Consider the following 17,654-nt stretch of genomic DNA (forward strand, 5'->3'; position numbering starts at 1 on the left):
CATAAAGAAGCCCCTCACTCACCGTGAGGGGCTTTGCATCAAAGAAGTTCTTTATGCTGTTTTACTGGTGCTGCCCCAAGGCCGCGCTTTTTATCAGCGGAATCTTCCCACACGGGTCAGACGTTTTGGAAGTTTCGGTTTTACGCTGCCAACAACAACAATGGCGTCCTCCTCGCACACTTCCATACATTTACCGCATTTTTCACACATATCGTTATCAATCATATGAATATAACCGGCTTTGCCTTCAATAGCGTCCTCCGGGCACACATCGGCACATTCCTCGCATCCGGTACACTTATCCGGAAGGATGGCCAGTGTCATGAAGCTCTTGCATACGCCGGCCTCACATTTCTTACGTTTAATATGGCCCTCGATCTCATCGCCCATCACTTCGAAGGCAGATTTGACAATGTTGACCATATGCTGTCCAAACTGACAGAAAGCTCCCCAGCCGATCGTGTCGGCCAGATCTTTGAGCAAAGCCACATCAGTAACTTTGGCTTTTCCCACTGTAATCTCATTGAAGATGGTGTGGAACTGATATGTACCTTCACGGCAAAGAGGACATTTACCGCAGGAATCCTCCCTCGCGCTTTCCATGAGCGTCTTTGTAAAGTCCGCCCCACAGTAAGTCTGGTCAAGGACTTCCACGCCGCCGGTGAAAATATCGCTTCCTTTTTCCATAATTGTGGTGTCCAGAGCGTCCGGAGCGATAAAACGTCCAAGCTCGCCGCCCACAAGGACAGCCTTCACTGTGGAACCTTCTTTAACGCCGCCGGCCATGGCGATAATATCTGACAGGCTGGCGCCGTAGGGCGCCTCCACAAAGGCCGGCGCAGCAACAGCGCCGCTGACGTAGAGAAGCTTCTTATCTTCTGTTCCCTGGGCTTTTCTCAAAACATCTTCAGCGTTCTCAATGATCTTTGCCACATTCTCGTAACCGCGGAAAGTTTCCTGGTCTTCTTCAAAATAGGGACGGATGATCTTTCCGTTAAATACGCTGATGAGAGCCGTCTTATCCCGGCATACCGGGCTGTCGTCTCCGGTGACAACTTCCACCCCGGCGTCCTTTGCCAGAGGTTTTACCTGTTCCACTGCTGCTTCATAAGCGGCAGGTATATACATATAAATCTTATCAGCGTCGGCCGCGGTCCCCGCTTCCTTCACCGCATCCACGAGAGCCTGGGCATTTTTCTCCACAAGCTCGCGGTTGATCTGGGCACGGCGGTCATCACCGGCTGCTGAACATATGAAAATCGTCTGTTTTGCTTTATCCATTCCAGTTTCCATCCTTTCCCGAATCAGTTGATTGGATAATCACTCCAGAATTTCTGCGGAGCAAGCTGCAGGCGCAGGTCGCACTGGAGACAACGTGTTGCTTCACAATGGGCGGTTTCTTCATTTAAGCCAAGGTCATTTAAGGCGAATCCCGGACAACGCTTGTCATCGTCAATGAAATCGTCTTTCTGGCGCTCAATGTAAGCAAAGTCTTTAATCGTTCCAATCCACGGATTTGCGTCCTGATCCGGAGCAAGTTTCTCTTCAATATTGCCGTCGCCGCCAAGATATTTATCCATAGCACTGACAGCTTTCCGTGTCTCAGCGATAGCCCCGATCACAGAGGCAGTACCGGTAACAACGTCGCCGGCGGCAAATACGCCCTCGCTGCTTGTCATATAGTTCTCATCCACAACAATGCGGTTGCCTCTGCCAAGTTCTACACCGAAGGAACCGTCAAGGGCAGGACTCTGGCCTGTGGCAAAAATAACTGTATCGCAATTGATCACATGCTCGGAATTTTCTTCTTTCTCAATGATAGCACGGCGGTTTTCATCAAATGTAAAGGACTTCACATTGGAAAATTCCACGCCGGACACTTTGCCATTTTCAGAGAGAATGCGGTTGAATGTCTGTGCCGGATGTACATGCACACCGTCTTTTTCAACCTCAGCCAGCTCGTCTTTAGCCGCAGGCATAGTCTCACGGCTCTCAAGGCAGGCCATATGTACCTCTTCCGCACCAAGCCGTCTTGCCACGCCGGCGCAGTCGCAGGCCACGTTGCCGCCGCCAAGAACTACTACGCGGCGTCCCAGCTTGATCTCCTCATGGAGTGAAGCTTTCTCAAGAAATTCTACATTCACAAGAACATCTTCAAGATCGTTGCCCTCGATCGGAAGACGTGTGCCTTTATGTGTTCCCACGCCCACAAATACTGCATCAAAGCCCTGGGCTTTCAGGGAATCCACAGAATCCACTTTATGATTTAACTCAATGTTTACGCCAATCTCACGGATATTATTGACTTCTTCTTCAATAACATCACGGGGCAGACGGTACTCAGGAATACCAAAGCGGGGGGTTCCGCCGGCAAATTTTTTCTCCTCGAATACAGTAACGTCATGGCCCAGCTTTTTAAGATAATACGCGGCTGTAAGTCCGGCAGGGCCCGCGCCTACAACAGCGACTTTCTTGCCGGTGGCAGGCTTCATAAAGCCTTTCTTCTTCCACTCGTCATCGGCATGTTCGCAGGCATAGCGCTTAATATTACGGATGGAAACGGATTCATTTAAGAAACGGCGTTTACATTCAAGCTCACAAAAATGGCTGCAGATATAGCCAAGGATCTTTGGAAGAGGCGCTTTCTCGCGGACAACTTCCGCTGCGGCGGAGTAATTTCCTTCTTTGAGGAAACGGATATATTTGGGAACGTTAATATGCGCAGGACAGCCCACCTGACATGGAATGAGGGATTCCTGGCGGGGCAGATCTGTATTAAACACACCGATCTGATCCCGGATGGAACCTGTAGGACATACCTCTACACATGCGCCGCAGAAACGGCAGTCGGAATTTTCCATAGAATCGCCGTTGATCACAACGCGAAGCTGGCCGTTGACTTTCTTAAATACAAGGGCGCCCACACCGCGAACTTCCTCGCAGACACGGACACAGCGTCCGCACAGAACGCAGCGGTACATCTCATGGAGCATAAGCTTATTCCGGTTATCAGCAGCAACATTGTTTGCGCGGTGACGCACGCCGCTGCCGGAAATACCTACATACTGAGAAAGTGCCTGAAGCTGACATTTAAGATATTTAGGACAGCCTACGCATTCCTCCGGATGGGGTGTAAACATAAGCTCAAGAGACAGCTTACGCACCTTATCCGCTTTTTCTCCGTGAATCGTAACCTTCATGCCCTCCTCAGCTTTTGTGGTACATGAAGCGATAACGCCTTCACGGCCTTCAATCTCAACGGCGCACAGGCGGCAGGAGCCTGACGGGTGAAGATTATCGTGGCTGCAGATGTGAGGAATATAGATCCCGGCATCCAGCGCAGCTTCAAGAATGGTCTGACCAGGCTTGGCATATACTTCGTGCTGGTCAATGGTAAATTTGATTTTGTCCAATGTATTCACTCCTTCGTACTAATAAGGGCTTTCCACCAACGAAACATTCGTGAAAAGCCCATTATTAAATAAGCTGTATTTATTATACCCGATTATTTTCCCGGGTGCAACTCCACAATGAAAAACAAAACATAAACCCAGATTTTGTACAACAGTTCAGCCATCAGGTATGGACGGGATGATTTATGCTTGCATAAAAATCAGCCCGCCCCATTCCTGATGAGCCGAGCGCCGGATCATGAGCAAAGGAGCGGCGTAAGCCGCGGGTCAGCGCGTTAGCGCGGCTTTGCGAATGGCGCGGGCTGAACTGTTACGATTTTGTACAATATGATGAGACAAGGGTTCAAAAGGTCAGGTATATTTTTCCTCTGGCCTACTCCATATCCTGGACATACTCCGCCGCACTCATGGCCGCGATACGTCCGGTATTAATGGCAAAACCCATAGTATTTCCCGGAAGAAGGAACATATAGCTGTCATCGTAAATGTTGCAGGCATCTGTTCCTGCCACATAAACGCCGGGGATCTTGTGCCAGTCTTTGTCAAGGACTTCACAGTTCTCATTCATCTTAACGCCGCCTAATGTGCCGTATGCGCCCGGACGGATGCGTCCTACATAGAAAGGAGCTTTCACAATAGGTTTCATAAATTCGCGGGGTTTGAAAAATTCAGTGTCCGCTGTATCACACATATCATTGTATTCATCCACAGTATCCAGGAATGTATCCACATCCTCCATTCCGCACCACTGGGCGATCTCTTCCAGGGTATCCGCGTAGAAAACGTCTGTGTTGTTGTTAGCCACAGCGTGTTCCACAACCTCATCAAAATGATCCAGATTATCCGGATTATGTACAAAGCTGATCACATCCGGGCCGTTTTTCTTATAGCCTTTTAATGTGGCAGAGTCAAAAATAACAAAGCCCATCATATCTTTCTGTTTGGAGATGGCATTGCCTGTAAAGGTGGTGTTTTGCATCTCTTCCTCGTTCATGAAACGCTTGCCAAGACGGTTCACCATAAGGTTTGGCTGGTTAAAAATACATGGCACCGATGGATCCAGTTCATTGGCCTGAGGCATAAAGCTGATCATCTCCATGCGCATCTGTGTGGGAGCGCCGCCAACCTCGCGGAGCATACGGATACCGTCACCTTTAAGTCCGGGGATGGCGAAGTTAAACATATTCACACCGTATTCAAAGCCGGTCTCCGCCTTGATCACCTGTGGGTTGTCCCCGGCGCCGCCTGTAGCTACAATGACTGCTTTACAGTTAATACGGATCTCCTCACCGCCTTTATCTTTGGCCATAACTGCCGCCAGCTTTCCGTCCTCCATGACAAGCCCTGTGCCCGGTGTCTCAAGAAGTACTTCCACTCCAAGCTCAGAGGCACGGTTCATGAGAGCTTTCACCATATAGGAAGCGGCGCCCCGGCCAATGCCGTGGTCTGTCATGCAGATATGCCATGTCTGCTCGGATTTTGGAAAATAGCGGAACGCGCCGGCGAAGCGCACACCCATGTCTTCCAGCCACTCTATAGTCTCGCCGGACATTTCAAAATAGCGGCGCACCAGGCGGGCGTCCGCCTGATAATGGGTGTACTCCATAAACATATGGAACGCCTTCTCAACGCTGATATCTACCATCTGATTTTTCTGATACTTTGTGCCGATGCCTAAAGGCCCCATACCCATATTGGCGGCGCCTCCGGGAACAGGGGATTTCTCAAGAACGATAACTTTCGCCCCATCTTCCGCAGCCTGGACAGCCGCGCTCAGGCCCGCGGGACCGGCAGCGACAACAACAATCTCTGTTTCCATTGTCTTCATGTGTCATACCTCCACTTTGTCATTTTCACATCACACTTTGTTTATATTACATCCATCGACTGTGACAATTTATCTATAGGAAACGTCATAATAAATTTTATTATGATGTTTCCAGCGCCGATTTTTGCTGCGAAAAGCGCAGATCTTTCCCCTCAAAAATCGTGCGCATTCCCCGGAGGGTTTATAGTAAATGACAAATATATTTGTCGTTTACTATAATAAATAACGGTCTAAATCCATTATACTTGTTTATAATGCATAAGGCAAATAGATTTTTTTCATAACTGTAATTCTCAATTGTAATCAATCTCCTGGATAATCGCCCTAAGTCCGGGGGAAGAATTTTTGCGCCGCCACACCGCGATAAGATCCGAATCATGGGTGCGGTCCGGAATGGGATAAAACCTGAGGCGGTCGTCATTTTCAAAAAGATCTTTATCGCTGTGGATGGCAATGCCGTTGCCGTTGGCGATGGAGAAGGCCAAAGAACTGATATTAGGCACGTATTTTTTCACATTAGGCTGAAAACCGTAGGTTCGGCACAAATCGACAATGCGGTTGACGCCGCTTGGGGAGTCTGTTGGGGAGATCAGTATAAAAGGCTCATTTTTCACGTCAGCCAGAGTCAGATCATCTCTCTGGGCGAGAGGATTGGATCTTGGCACAACAAGGCACAGACGCATCTCCTCCACACATTTCCAGTCAATATCGTCATTAAGCTGAAAATCAAAGTCAAAATAAAAGGTAAAAATAATATCCAGTTCCCCATTCAGAAGCTTCTCTCTTAATTCTTTAAAGCTGTAACTTTCAAAAGAAAGCATGGTCTGAGGGTATTTTTCAGAGAAACGGGCAAACACCGGCTCAATATACTTTTGTACCGCCATCGTATTGATCATTCCCACTTTGATCTCTCCCTCATAGGAGGCGTTGGCTTTCACGGCCTCTTCTACAGAAATTTCCAGCTCGGTGATCCACTTGCGCCAGCGCCGGTTCAGTACCTCCCCCGCAGGCGTCAGACGGACCATGCGTTTATTCCTGATAAAAAGCTGAAATCCAAGCTCCTCCTCCAGAAGACTGATCTGCTTGCTTAAAGATGGCTGGGAAATATAAAGGGACCGGGCGGCTTCTGTAAAGTTCAGCTTTTCCGCCACTGCCAGAAAGTATTCAATCTGCTGCAGATTGATTTTGTACAACGTCCTTCACCCCGCTTTCACTATAATCTATGGTAACATGTTTGGGAAAACCTGGCAACTTTTAATTGGTCAAAAAGGCAGGGCCGCTACCCTGCCTTTTATAGTAAACGACAAATTATCTGCCTTTAAACTCTCTCATATACCGCTCCCGCGTCATTCCGGGACACTGGCGGCGCCGGGCCGGCTGCCGGGATAGTTGAGGGGATGTGGAAGGGGCAGCCGACGCCTGCTCTAAAGGCGCCGCCGCATTTACACTACTTTCCTGCATCCCGTTTTGGAGATATTTTTTTACAGCCATACACAGCTCATGGCTGATATTTTCCAGCAATTCCAAGGAGCGCATAAGCACCGGCCGGCACACCTTTGACAGATCGTTGGCCATGGCCTCAGCCATCCGGTCCTGTTCCTCTTTTCCTAAAGACATATACCGGGCTGTAGCCTGGGAAAAATCATCGGTCTTTTCAATAGGGCTGCGAACCGCGTATCCTGTATAGCACGGCCCGTGTCCCATAAGCGGCACGGCCTCCCGTGGACAATTGTTATCCAGAGAGTTGGGTTTATAATTGACATCCCCTGTTGGGACAAAACAGTTCATTGACCCGTCGCTCATGTTGTTGTTCACCGGCACGATGGGACGGTTCACCGGGAGCTGGGCATAGTTGGTCCCCACCCGGTACCTCTGGGTATCCCGGTAGGAGAAGATACGTCCCTGGAGCATTTTATCTGCGGAGAACTCAATACCCGGCACAATGTTGGCCGGGGCAAAGGCCGCCTGCTCGATCTGTGCGAAAAAGTTTTCCGGATTTTTATTGAGGATGAGCATCCCCACCTTTATAAGCGGGAACCGGTCTTCGGGCCATGTCTTTGTATCATCTAAAGGATCAAAGTCAAGGGCGGCCGCCTCATCCGGATCCATGATCTGCACACAGAACTCATATTTTACAGGGCGTCCCTCCTCTATGTCTTTCCACAGTGTCCTGGCGGCAATATCCGGATCCTCCCCGGCCAGCCGGGACGCCTCAAACCGGTCCACCACCTCTTTCTCATCCTGACATAGAAAGTGATATTTAACAAAATGCCGTTTTCCTTCTTTATTGCGCCACACAAAAGTGTTGACACCAAATCCGTCCATCTTTCTGAAATTTTTAACAATTCCCCGGTCACTGTACAGCCATGTGAGCTGATGAGCGCATTCAGGCATGAGGGAGTAAAAATCCCACACCCGCTGCGGGTCGGGGAGGTTTGACTTTGGCGAAGGTTTTTGGGAATGGATAAAATCGGGAAAACTCATGGCGTCCCGAATAAAAAATACAGGGAAACTCAGGCCCACAACATCATAGTTGCCTTCACAGGTATAAAAACGGACTGCAAAGCCTCTAGGATCCCGGACCGTGTCCGCTGACCCCCGGTTGCCGATTACCGTTGAAAAACGGATGAGTATTTTTGTCCTCTGAGCCGGATTTTTGAGAAAATCCGCGCATGTATATGCCTCCATAGACTGATACAGGTGAAAGACACCGAAAGCGCCGCAGCCCTTGGCGTGAACCACCCGCTCCGGAATCCTCTCCCGGTCAAAATGGGCCATTTTTTCCACAAAATCCACATCTTCAAAAAGCATGGGGCCGTTTGGACCGACAGTAAGTGAGTTGGCCGTATTATAGACCGGCGCCCCAAAACCTGTAGTCAGTTTTTCACATTTTCCCACAAAAAAACTCCTTTTATACATAAAGATCCTGGGATACTATATGCGCAAAAAGAGTTTTTTGTTCTAAAGAGTAACAGTTACAGTTTGTCAGACATATTCAAAATGTTTTAAAAATCCCATACCTAACGGGTGTGGACCGGTATGGACGCCGATGGTGGCGCCGATCTGGTAGATCTCCATATCTGTAATGCAGCAGTAGGACTGCATGGAGGCCACAAGCTGATTTTTAAAGGACACACACTCGTCGTAATCGTAGCCATAGCCGGAGGCAAACTGATATTCATCAGCCCGCTCTCCGGAATCTCTGAAAAAGTTCCGGGCCAGATCAATGATCCGGTCAAAGGCTTTTTTCCGACTGCGGGTCAGGCCTTCCGGGTAAATCCCCCATTCTTTATTTCTCCCTGCTTTAATTAAAATAGACAAGTTCTTCTTCCGGCTTTGGCGCGGACACCGCGTGCTTTAAATACAGTACCGGTCCCTCTCCGTGATATGCCGGAAAGTATTCATAGCGCACTTTGGCCGTCACATCCACCCAGTGATTATTTTTCAGAGCCGCCTCATGGGTTGTCCGGCACACAAAACCGATAAAACGGATATCATCAGCGCAACAGGTCATGGCATGGCGCCCCGGAACGAAATATCCATCAGGCAGATCCTGGCTCTTATAGATCTTTCCCTTAAACTCCACAACTTTGCCGTCATATTTCTCTTTATGATCGAGAGCGTCAATATACCACAGGCCATAATCCTCGTCATCAATCCTGATCACATCTGCGTTGACGTCAAAGGGCATCTCATCCACAGTCAGGGGGATCATCTCCCCATTTTCATTTTCAAAGATCACCTGGGCCCGCCGGTTTACCGCCTTAATGCTGCGGCGGTAACTGTTTAATGGCATACTGGGGTCGCACCGGTTAAAGATTACCAGCTCGGATCTTGAAAAAATGTCCATCATCAGCGAACGCATATTGTTGATATACATATCAAATGTGGAACCGTCCACGCAGGTGACTACCTGATTAAAGAACCACCCCTGGGGCAGCTCCATGTTAAACAGGTCATCGGCTTTCCACATACCGTTATATTCAATAAAAATACACTCCGGCGCATACTTGCGGGCACATTCTTTAAGAAAATCCGAAGTAAATTCTTCCTGGGAATCTACAGAAACAACATCAATGTTCATCTCGGCTAGAGCCCGCTCATCATACTCGGCCTCGCCTTCCTCACACATGATAATCAATGTTTTATCTTCCTCGGAAAATCCTTCTTCCTCAAGGATCTGGGAGAGGAAGGTTGTTTTCCCCGCATCAAGAAACCCGGTGACAACAAAAACAGGCATTTTCATATTGCTACACATCCTTTATCTTACTTTTATCGCCACTCATCTCATCAGACATGGAACAGTTCTTTTAAAGCTTCCTCCCGTATCTTTGACCCGATGACGCAGATCTGTCCCGTATATTCCGGCGCTCCGTCTCTGATCTCATATTCCCCTGGAACAAGATCAAAATAAATCCAGGAATTGCCTTCCCCGTAAACCATGCCTTTGGCCCGGAGTACGGTTCCGTAATTTTCTGACTCAGACAGTTCTCTGAGAATACTCTCCATCTCATCTTTTGTATAGCGGTGAGGCGTCTGTACCCCCCAGCTTGTGAACACCTCATCGGCGTGGTGATGGCCTTCATGACCGTGGTGGTGATGATCATGGTCGTGATGATCATGGTCGTGATGTTCGTGATCATGGTGGTCGTGGTGGTCGTGGTCATGGTCGTGATGTTTGTGATCATGGTGGTCGTGGTCATGGTCGTGATGATCATGATCGCAATGTTCTCCATGTTCATGGACATGACCGCAGTCCGGGCACACTCTTGCAGCTTCTAAAAGTTCTTCCTCCAGGGAATGCTTCTGCTCCATAGCGTCTAAGATCTGCTTCCCGTCAAGGTCATCCCAGGGTGTGGTGATCAGGGCAGCCTTATCGTTGTGCTGGCGGATGAGATCCACACACTCTTCCAGTTTTTCCTGGGTCACATTCTGTGTGCGGCTTAAAATAATCGTCTTTGCGTACTCGATCTGGTTTACGAAAAATTCTCCGAAGTTTTTCATAAATACCCGGCATTTTTTCGCGTCCACCACAGCGGTAAAACTGTTCATCTCAAGACCTGCCTCATCGGCCACATTCTGAACCGCCTTGATTACATCGGACAGTTTTCCCACACCGGAGGGTTCAATGAGAATACGGTCAGGATGATATTTGTCCACAACCTCTCTTAAAGCTGTCCCAAAATCTCCCACAAGGGAACAGCAGATACATCCGGAGTTCATCTCTGTGATCTGTATGCCCGCTTCCTTTAAAAATCCGCCGTCAATGCCGATCTCACCAAACTCATTTTCAATGAGAACCACCTGTTCCCCCGGCAAAGCCTCTTTGAGGAGCTTCTTAATAAGTGTTGTCTTTCCGGCTCCAAGGAAACCGGATATAATATCAATCTTTGCCATTTTTATCTTCCTTCCTTCGATTTATGACCTTTTAACTCTGGTGCCATAACATATTATTATAATCTATTTGCACTGATAAATCAATGCATTGCAAATGGCCGCCGCGATATTGCTTCCCCCTTTTCGTCCCCTGGCCACAATACAGGGTACGCCGCAGGAGCAGATCAGCTCTTTGGATTCTACTACATTTACAAAACCTACGGGAACGCCAATAATCAGATCCGGGCGGACATCTCCCTCTTTGATCAGTTCGTAAAGACGGATCAGGGCTGTGGGGGCATTACCGACAGCAAAAATCTTTCTTCCGGGAATCCTGGCCCCCTGTTCCATACACACCGCTGACCGGGTAATCTGCCTCTCCCTGGCTATCTCTGCCACTTTAGGATCATCCATAAAAGAACACACCTGGCCGCCAAAGGCGCCAAGCCGCTTTTTGTTAATTCCTGCCGCCGCCATTTTCGTGTCAGTGATCACTGAGGCACCGCCTTTAATGGCCTCCAGGGCGATCCTGACCGCATCTTCTGAAAAATAAAGATTTTTGGCGTAATCAAAATCTGCGGAGGTATGGATACATCTTCGGACAACAAGAAATTCCTCCTCTGTCCAGGAATCATCCATAAGTCCCATATTTTCAAGCTCTCCGGTAATAATGGACATGCTTCTGGCCTCGATTTCATCGGGCTTTACATATTTAATCTCTTCCAGCATAAATAAACTCCCTTTTAAAACTCAATCCCCCTGCGGGCCGGCAGTTTGCTGTCAAAAGGATGCTTCTCTTTGGTAATCTTTGACACATAATCGGCCATTTCAAGGAGCCTGGGCGAAGGATCATACCCGGTCATAATAACTTCCACCCCGTCCGGACGGCGTTCAAGAAAGTCTGTGACCAGCTTTTCCTCAATAAGCTCAAGGCGGATCATATGGAGAAGTTCGTCTAAAAACACCATCTGATAGCCGCCTTCACAGGTCATTTTCACAATCTTCTTAAAAGCCTGTGTATAATAAATTCTGGCCTGATCCAGTTCCTCCGGTGTCATATTAAAAGTAAATTTCACTTTCTCCATACCTTCCAGCAGAGTGACTTGAGGAAGCTGCTTTAATATCTTCCGCTCACTGGACGTGCTGTCTTTTAAAAACTGATAAACAAGCACTTTCCATCCGGCCCCTGCGGCGCGGACGCACAATCCCACGCCGCATGTAGTTTTACCTTTGCCATTGCCATAATAAATGTGTACGCATCCTTTATTCATCGCCAACGCCCTTTTCAAGAATCTCATAAACTTTTTCCATATCCAGTGACTTGCGAAGAAGATCCGCCAGCCGGTCATACTGCTGGTTTTTATATGTCTCTTCATCCACAAGCACTCCGGCGGCGATCCCTTTGGCCTCCATCAGGCGCCGGGTAAGTGCCCCTGCAATCGCTGGATCATCAAACAGACCATGGAGATAGGAACCAAAGACGGAAAAATCCTCCCGGGCCAGTCCGTCGGTGCGGCCGTCTTCCAGAAAAATCATGGGCTGACAGCCGCCAAGGTTTTTAGTGATCCCCATATGAATCTCATAACCTTCCACAGCAAGGCCCGACAGTTCCGAAAAAATCCCTTCTGACCGGACGATACGCCCCTTAATCCTTGTCCGGGTCTTTACCTTTTCAAACACTGTTTTTGTGTTTAAAAGGCCCATGCCCCGCATACAGCCGCCGTTTTCCACGCCAAAAGGATCGCTCAGCTCCTGCCCAAGCATCTGAAAACCGCCGCAGATCCCCACCACAGGGGTACCCGCCTCGTGACAGCGCAAAATAGCTCCCTCCAGGCCGCTCTGTCTCAGCCATGCCAGATCCCCCATAGTGTTTTTTGTACCGGGGATAAAAATAAGATCGGGAGTTTTAAGCTGACTCTGATAAGTCACATAGCGCAAAGACACGCCCTTCATCCGCTCAAACACGGAAAAATCTGTAAAGTTTGAAATGTGGGGAAGGCGGATCACCGCCACATCCAGCCCCTGGCCGATACCGGTCTGTTCTAAACGCTCTGAAAGACTGTCCTCATCGTCAATATCAATATGCTCCATAGGCACCACGCCGATCACCGGCTTGTGTACCTTATCCTCGATTTGTTTTAATCCGGGCCGCAAAATATCCACATCGCCCCGGAATTTATTAATGATCATCCCTTTAATAAGGTCACGCTCATCTTCATCTAAAAGCATGACTGTCCCATAGAGGGCAGCAAAAACGCCGCCCCGGTCAATATCTCCCACTAAAAGTACCGGGGCTTTGGCCATTTTTGCCATACCCATGTTGACAATATCGTCATCTTTGAGATTAATCTCCGCCGGGCTTCCCGCCCCCTCTATGACAATAATATCATAGTCCGCAAAAAGCCGGCGATAGGAGGCCATCACTTCGGGGATCAGCGCCTTTTTGTTTGCGTAATAATCCGTTGCTTTCATATTCCCCATCACTTCCCCGTGGACGATAACCTGGGAGCCGGTCTGGCTTGTAGGCTTTAACAAAATGGGATTCATGTCGCTGACCGGTTCAATGCCGCATGCCTGGGCCTGCATAGCCTGTGCCCGGCCAATTTCCAGTCCCTCCTTTGTAATGTAGGAGTTGAGGGCCATATTCTGGGATTTAAAAGGGGCCACTTTATACCCATCCTGGGCAAAAATCCGGCAAAGTCCGGCGGTAATAAAACTTTTGCCTGAATTGGACATAGTCCCCTGAATCATGATCGCTTTAGCCACACTCTCCCCTCCTTTACAGGTCGATCCCCAGCTCTACAGGGCAGTGGTCTGAGCCATAAATATAGCTTAAAATTTCGCTGTTTAAAAGCCTCGGTCTGAGACTTTCAGACACAAGGAAATAGTCGATGCGCCATCCCGCGTTATTTTTCCGGGCGTTAAAACGGTAAGACCACCAGGAATAAGCCCCTGTTTTGTCCGGATGGAAAAAGCGGAAAGTATCAATGAATCCATCATCTAAAAGATCTCTGATTTTTCCCCTCTCCTGATCGGAAAAGCCTGCGTTGCCCCGGTTGGTTTTTGGATTCTTCAGGTCGATTTCTTCCTTTGCCACATTCAGGTCTCCACAAAGAATCACAGGCTTGTTTTCTTCCAGCTTTTTAAGGTAAGCGTGAAAATCATCTTCCCACTGCATCCGGTAATCAATGCGTGCAAGCTGATCCTGAGCGTTTGGAGTATAAACATTGACAAGAATAAAATTTTCAAATTCCAAAGTGATCAGCCTTCCTTCCTGGTCGTGGGCGTCAATCCCCATGCCGTAGCTGACCTTTAACGGGCGGCGGCGGGTAAACACCGCCGTGCCGGAATAGCCTTTGCGGACAGCGTAATTCCAGTACTGCTCATATCCCGGAAAATCAATCTCGATCTGACCAGCCACTAATTTTGTCTCCTGTATACAGAAAATATCCGCGTCCAGCTCTTTAAATATTTCAGAAAATCCTTTTCCAACAATGGCTCTAAAGCCGTTAACATTCCATGATATTAATTTCATTCGGTAACACCTCTCATTTTGGTCACATTATCCAATGCATGGACAAACTTTTCATTATCTTCATGGCGGTTCACTGCCGCCCGGTAAAAGCTGTGGTCCAGCCCCCGGTAATTAAAACACCTGCGGATCACGATACCCTCTTTAAGAAAACGGTCATAGAGATCTTTGGGCTCTTTCACTTGAAAAAGAATATAGTTGGCCGCGCTGTCCCAGAAAGTGATCTTTCTTTCTTTCAGGGCGCCGCACAGATATTGGCGCTCTTTCTGAACATACTCTCTCACCTTTCCTGGATGATCCCTCAGCTTTAAAGCCGCGATTCCCGCTGCGGCGGCCAGTGTGTTCACCGGCCAGGCAGGTCCTGCTTTCCCTGCCCGGCCTATAAGGCCCTCATCGCCGCCAAGGCCATAGCCTAAACGCAGCCCGGCCATACCATACATTTTCGTAAATGATTTTAATACAAGGATGTGTTGATTTTGTGACAACAGGGGGATAAGGCTGAAATCTTTTTCACCGGGACAAAAATCAAGAAAACATTCGTCGGCCGCCAAAATCGTCCCTGTCTCCCTGGTCTTTTTAACAATCTTTCCTATAACCCCCGGATCTGTAAGAAGGCCGGTGGGATTATTGGGATTACAAAGAAACATCATATCCAGCCCGGAATGGATGTGGCCGAGAATATCCTCCCTGACAGACAGAGTATGATCACATCTGTAAAATTCCAACTGGCAGCCCACTGGTCTTAGCGCCTCCTCATACTCCCCGAAAGTTGGACAGCAGACCAGGGCACGGCGGGGTTTTATGGCGGCCACAAGACGAAAGATCACATCCGCGGCCCCGTTGCCGCAAAGGATCATCCCCGGCCCCACATTGACGCCGTAATATTCCCGGATATATCCGGCGATGGCCACCTTTAACTGACGGCACTCCGGATCCGGATAACAGATGGCCTGATCCACACTGGCGATTACCGCCTGGCGCACCCCCTCCGGCATACCCAGGGGACTTATATTAGCGCTGAAATCTGTCAGTCTGCCTTTCATTTCCGGATATTTTTCAAAAATAGCGTAAAGATCTCCTCCGTGGGTCATTTTCCCTGCTCCTTAGTTCATAATAATAAATTTTCCGAAATTCAGTATAAATACCGCTAAAAAAGAGGTACACATCATCAGCAGGCAGGCGTCCTGGATGTGGGCCGGTTCAGGCTCCCGCTCCCCATCGCCGATGGTGGGCTTAACTACCGGTTTGCCAAAATAATCGTGGGTTCCCCCAAGACACAGGCCAAGAGCCCCGGCGCAGGCGCTCTCCGTCTGGGCGCTGTTTGGGCTTAAATGGCGGTTCCGGTCTCTGAAAAAGATGCGGGCCGCCCCCCGCCCGCTGTATCCGCACAGTGCCGCGGCAACGATCATCAGCACGCCGGCAATGCGGGCCGGGATGAAATTGGCCGCGTCGTCCAGCCGCGCGGGGATTCTCCCGAAAAAGAAATACTGTTTATTTTTATAGCCGGTCATAGAATCCATAGTGTTGATAGCTTTGTAGGCAAAGCCTAACGGGGCGCCGCCGATGGCGATAAAAATAAGAGGAGCGATAACCCCGTCGGTAGTATTTTCCGCCACTGTTTCCACAGTGGCCTTAATGATCTCCCCCTCATCCAGTTGTTTCGTATCCCGCCCCACCAGGTAGGACAAAAGCTTTCTGGACTTTTTTATATCCCCTTTTTTCAGGGCGGCCATCACTTTCCTTGCCTCTGTCTGAAGACATCTCCCCGCCAGAATCTCATAAATCCAGAAAGTCTCCACGACAAAAGCCAGTCCGGTATGGACTTTTTCACACAGCCATAATATTCCCCAGGGGATAAAAAAGCTCAGAAGAACCACTCCGGCGGCCATAACGCCCCCGGCAGCCACCTGCCCGCCCCCGGTTTTTGGAAAAAGGCGGCGGGTCATTTTTTCTCCTGCGGCGATCATTTTCCCGATAAGGCGTATGGGATGATAGAGCCAGGCGGGATCGCCGAAAATCAAATCCAGTATATAGCCTATAGTCAATTTAAAAAATATCATGTATTTCCCTCATTTTTCTTACAAAATTTTGGATTCCGTCCACATTGGAATAAAAATACAGATGAGGATATCCGGCATACATCCCTGGGGATGAAAATCCCTCCTGCCACGTCCGCGTCTTTGTCTTTGAAACGTCCCAGTCACTTCCGGGATTTTCCGAGCGGGAATAGTGAAACTCGTGGCCCAAAAAAGCCGTACCATCAGGGCCGAAAACCCCCGCCTTCCGGGAGGACAGGGTCACATAACCAAAGGGGCCCAGTTTTTTTGTCATCTCGCAGCTTCCGGGAATGATCCCGGCCATGGGCCATCCGTCCATCCGCTCATGAAGGTACATAAAGCCGCCGCACTCCGCCAGAATACACAGCCCCTTCTCCCATTTCTCCCGGATCTGGGAAAGAAGGGACACATTTTGGGACAGCTCTTTTTCAAAAAGCTCCGGGTAGCCGCCGCCGATGTAAAGGCCGGAAATGTTTTCAGGCAGCGACTTGTCCTTTAACGGTGAGAAGGGCACAAGGGTTACGCCAAGGGCCTCTAAAAGTTCCAGATTTGTATTATAGTAAAAAGAAAATGCCTGATCCATGGCAATCCCCATACGGATCTTTCTTCCGCCATTTTCCTTCCTGAAATGCCAAATTTTTTTTACAAAATCCGGCTGCTTATCAGGAAGAGGGGCGGCCTGGGAGGCAATTTCCTTAATCAGACTTAAATCAATGGATGACTGGGCGGTCACGGCCAGCGCCTTCATCCGCTCATCTAAGTCTTTGATCTCCCCGGCAGTCACAAGGCCCAGGTGCCGGCTTTGAAACGTGCCCTCCGCCTGGGTCTGAAAACTCCCCACCACCTTAACGCCGGTTTGCGCCTCAATCTCAGGGGTCAGGGCGGCGCACAAGGCGGGACTTGCCTGATTGAGGATCACCCCGCGGACCAGGGATTTCTCTGTGTATTTCCGTGCAAAATCCACATACCCCCGGATCATGGCCACTAATGACAGGGACATACCCCTGGCGTTGACAACCAGGATGATAGGGGTGTTGGTCCAGAGGGCCACAAGAAAACTACTCCCGGTTAAAGTCATTCCTTTTCCGTCAAAAAGACCCATAACCCCTTCTACAATCCCTATTTTTTTTCCATTTCCCCGGAACGCCTCATGTATATCCGTCGGGGACAACGTTTCAGGCGTTTCAGTTTTTTCGGACATTCCAAGCTTTTGTGACATAAGCCAGCACAGCTCGTCTTCCCCCATAAAAAAGCTGTCCAGATTTGTACAGGAGCGGCCTGTAATATGGCTGTGAAACATCGGGTCAATATAGTCGGGCCCGCATTTAAAGGGAAGCACTTCGGTCCCTGAAAGGCAAAGCGCCTTCATAATGGCGCAGGTCACCGTCGTTTTCCCGCACCCGCTCCCGGTTCCCGCAAACATAACACGGTTCTGGCTCATCAGTCAT

The 17,654-nt window shown here is 49.1% G+C and carries 15 protein-coding genes; all 15 read right to left on the reverse strand.

Annotation, left to right across the window (positions count from 1 at the left end; translation table 11 throughout):
• Positions 1 to 93: 93 nt before the first annotated feature.
• Complete coding sequence (locus HNP82_RS15175) at positions 94 to 1,281, reverse strand: NADH-ubiquinone oxidoreductase-F iron-sulfur binding region domain-containing protein (protein WP_183776101.1); 1,188 nt, start codon at positions 1,279 to 1,281, stop codon at positions 94 to 96.
• Positions 1,282 to 1,304: 23 nt separating this feature from the next.
• On the reverse strand, positions 1,305 to 3,413 hold the full coding sequence (locus HNP82_RS15180) for an FAD-dependent oxidoreductase (RefSeq protein WP_207720643.1): 2,109 nt from the start codon (positions 3,411 to 3,413) through the stop codon (positions 1,305 to 1,307).
• A 373-nt stretch (positions 3,414 to 3,786) separates the two neighbouring features.
• Positions 3,787 to 5,241: an FAD-dependent oxidoreductase gene (locus HNP82_RS15185; protein ID WP_183776103.1), complete on the reverse strand. Its 1,455-nt coding sequence runs from the start codon at positions 5,239 to 5,241 to the stop codon at positions 3,787 to 3,789.
• A gap of 293 nt (positions 5,242 to 5,534) precedes the next feature.
• The gene (locus tag HNP82_RS15190) at positions 5,535 to 6,434 is read right to left on the reverse strand and encodes a LysR family transcriptional regulator (protein WP_183776104.1); all 900 of its coding nucleotides are present in this window, start codon (positions 6,432 to 6,434) and stop codon (positions 5,535 to 5,537) included.
• Between the two features lie 115 nt (positions 6,435 to 6,549).
• Positions 6,550 to 8,139 (reverse strand): catalase, encoded by a 1,590-nt coding sequence (locus HNP82_RS15195; protein ID WP_207720644.1) that lies wholly within the window; start codon positions 8,137 to 8,139, stop codon positions 6,550 to 6,552.
• A gap of 87 nt (positions 8,140 to 8,226) precedes the next feature.
• A complete protein-coding gene (locus HNP82_RS15200; RefSeq protein WP_183776108.1) occupies positions 8,227 to 8,562 on the reverse strand; it encodes a DegV family protein in 336 nt (111 codons plus the stop codon).
• Positions 8,546 to 9,487, reverse strand: coding sequence for a TIGR03943 family putative permease subunit (locus tag HNP82_RS15205; protein WP_183776110.1), 942 nt, complete (start codon positions 9,485 to 9,487; stop codon positions 8,546 to 8,548). Before HNP82_RS15205 ends, HNP82_RS15200 begins: the two co-directional genes overlap by 17 nt.
• A gap of 44 nt (positions 9,488 to 9,531) precedes the next feature.
• Complete coding sequence (locus HNP82_RS15210) at positions 9,532 to 10,638, reverse strand: CobW family GTP-binding protein (RefSeq protein WP_183776112.1); 1,107 nt, start codon at positions 10,636 to 10,638, stop codon at positions 9,532 to 9,534.
• A 63-nt stretch (positions 10,639 to 10,701) separates the two neighbouring features.
• Positions 10,702 to 11,346: a precorrin-8X methylmutase gene (locus tag HNP82_RS15215; RefSeq protein WP_183776114.1), complete on the reverse strand. Its 645-nt coding sequence runs from the start codon at positions 11,344 to 11,346 to the stop codon at positions 10,702 to 10,704.
• 14 nt (positions 11,347 to 11,360) lie between these two features.
• The gene (locus HNP82_RS15220) at positions 11,361 to 11,888 is read right to left on the reverse strand and encodes a cob(I)yrinic acid a,c-diamide adenosyltransferase (protein ID WP_183776116.1); all 528 of its coding nucleotides are present in this window, start codon (positions 11,886 to 11,888) and stop codon (positions 11,361 to 11,363) included.
• The gene (locus tag HNP82_RS15225) at positions 11,881 to 13,383 is read right to left on the reverse strand and encodes a cobyric acid synthase (RefSeq protein WP_183776118.1); all 1,503 of its coding nucleotides are present in this window, start codon (positions 13,381 to 13,383) and stop codon (positions 11,881 to 11,883) included. The genes HNP82_RS15220 and HNP82_RS15225 overlap by 8 nt, the downstream gene beginning before the upstream one ends.
• A gap of 13 nt (positions 13,384 to 13,396) precedes the next feature.
• Positions 13,397 to 14,152 (reverse strand): exodeoxyribonuclease III, encoded by a 756-nt coding sequence (locus tag HNP82_RS15230; protein ID WP_183776120.1) that lies wholly within the window; start codon positions 14,150 to 14,152, stop codon positions 13,397 to 13,399.
• Positions 14,149 to 15,240: a pyridoxal phosphate-dependent aminotransferase gene (locus HNP82_RS15235; RefSeq protein WP_183776122.1), complete on the reverse strand. Its 1,092-nt coding sequence runs from the start codon at positions 15,238 to 15,240 to the stop codon at positions 14,149 to 14,151. The genes HNP82_RS15230 and HNP82_RS15235 overlap by 4 nt, the downstream gene beginning before the upstream one ends.
• Before the next feature lie 12 nt (positions 15,241 to 15,252).
• Entirely contained in the window at positions 15,253 to 16,209 is a 957-nt protein-coding gene (gene cbiB / locus HNP82_RS15240) for an adenosylcobinamide-phosphate synthase CbiB (RefSeq protein ID WP_183776124.1), read from the reverse strand.
• Complete coding sequence (locus HNP82_RS15245) at positions 16,196 to 17,647, reverse strand: cobyrinate a,c-diamide synthase (RefSeq protein WP_183776126.1); 1,452 nt, start codon at positions 17,645 to 17,647, stop codon at positions 16,196 to 16,198. The genes cbiB and HNP82_RS15245 overlap by 14 nt, the downstream gene beginning before the upstream one ends.
• Positions 17,648 to 17,654: the final 7 nt, after the last annotated feature.

The sequence above is a fragment of the Catenibacillus scindens genome, from assembly GCF_014202115.1.
In the GTDB taxonomy this organism is placed as follows: Bacteria; Bacillota; Clostridia; order Lachnospirales; family Lachnospiraceae; genus Catenibacillus; species Catenibacillus scindens.

Coding starts and splice junctions, on each gene's coding strand:
- HNP82_RS15175 (WP_183776101.1), bottom strand. CDS start 1,281: ATGGATAAAGCAAAACAGACGATTTTCATATGTTCAGCAGCCGGTGAT.
- HNP82_RS15185 (WP_183776103.1), bottom strand. CDS start 5,241: ATGAAGACAATGGAAACAGAGATTGTTGTTGTCGCTGCCGGTCCCGCG.
- HNP82_RS15205 (WP_183776110.1), bottom strand. CDS start 9,487: ATGAAAATGCCTGTTTTTGTTGTCACCGGGTTTCTTGATGCGGGGAAA.
- HNP82_RS15210 (WP_183776112.1), bottom strand. CDS start 10,638: ATGGCAAAGATTGATATTATATCCGGTTTCCTTGGAGCCGGAAAGACA.
- HNP82_RS15215 (WP_183776114.1), bottom strand. CDS start 11,346: ATGCTGGAAGAGATTAAATATGTAAAGCCCGATGAAATCGAGGCCAGA.
- HNP82_RS15220 (WP_183776116.1), bottom strand. CDS start 11,888: ATGAATAAAGGATGCGTACACATTTATTATGGCAATGGCAAAGGTAAA.
- HNP82_RS15230 (WP_183776120.1), bottom strand. CDS start 14,152: ATGAAATTAATATCATGGAATGTTAACGGCTTTAGAGCCATTGTTGGA.
- HNP82_RS15235 (WP_183776122.1), bottom strand. CDS start 15,240: ATGACCCACGGAGGAGATCTTTACGCTATTTTTGAAAAATATCCGGAA.
- cbiB (WP_183776124.1), bottom strand. CDS start 16,209: ATGATATTTTTTAAATTGACTATAGGCTATATACTGGATTTGATTTTC.
- HNP82_RS15245 (WP_183776126.1), bottom strand. CDS start 17,647: ATGAGCCAGAACCGTGTTATGTTTGCGGGAACCGGGAGCGGGTGCGGG.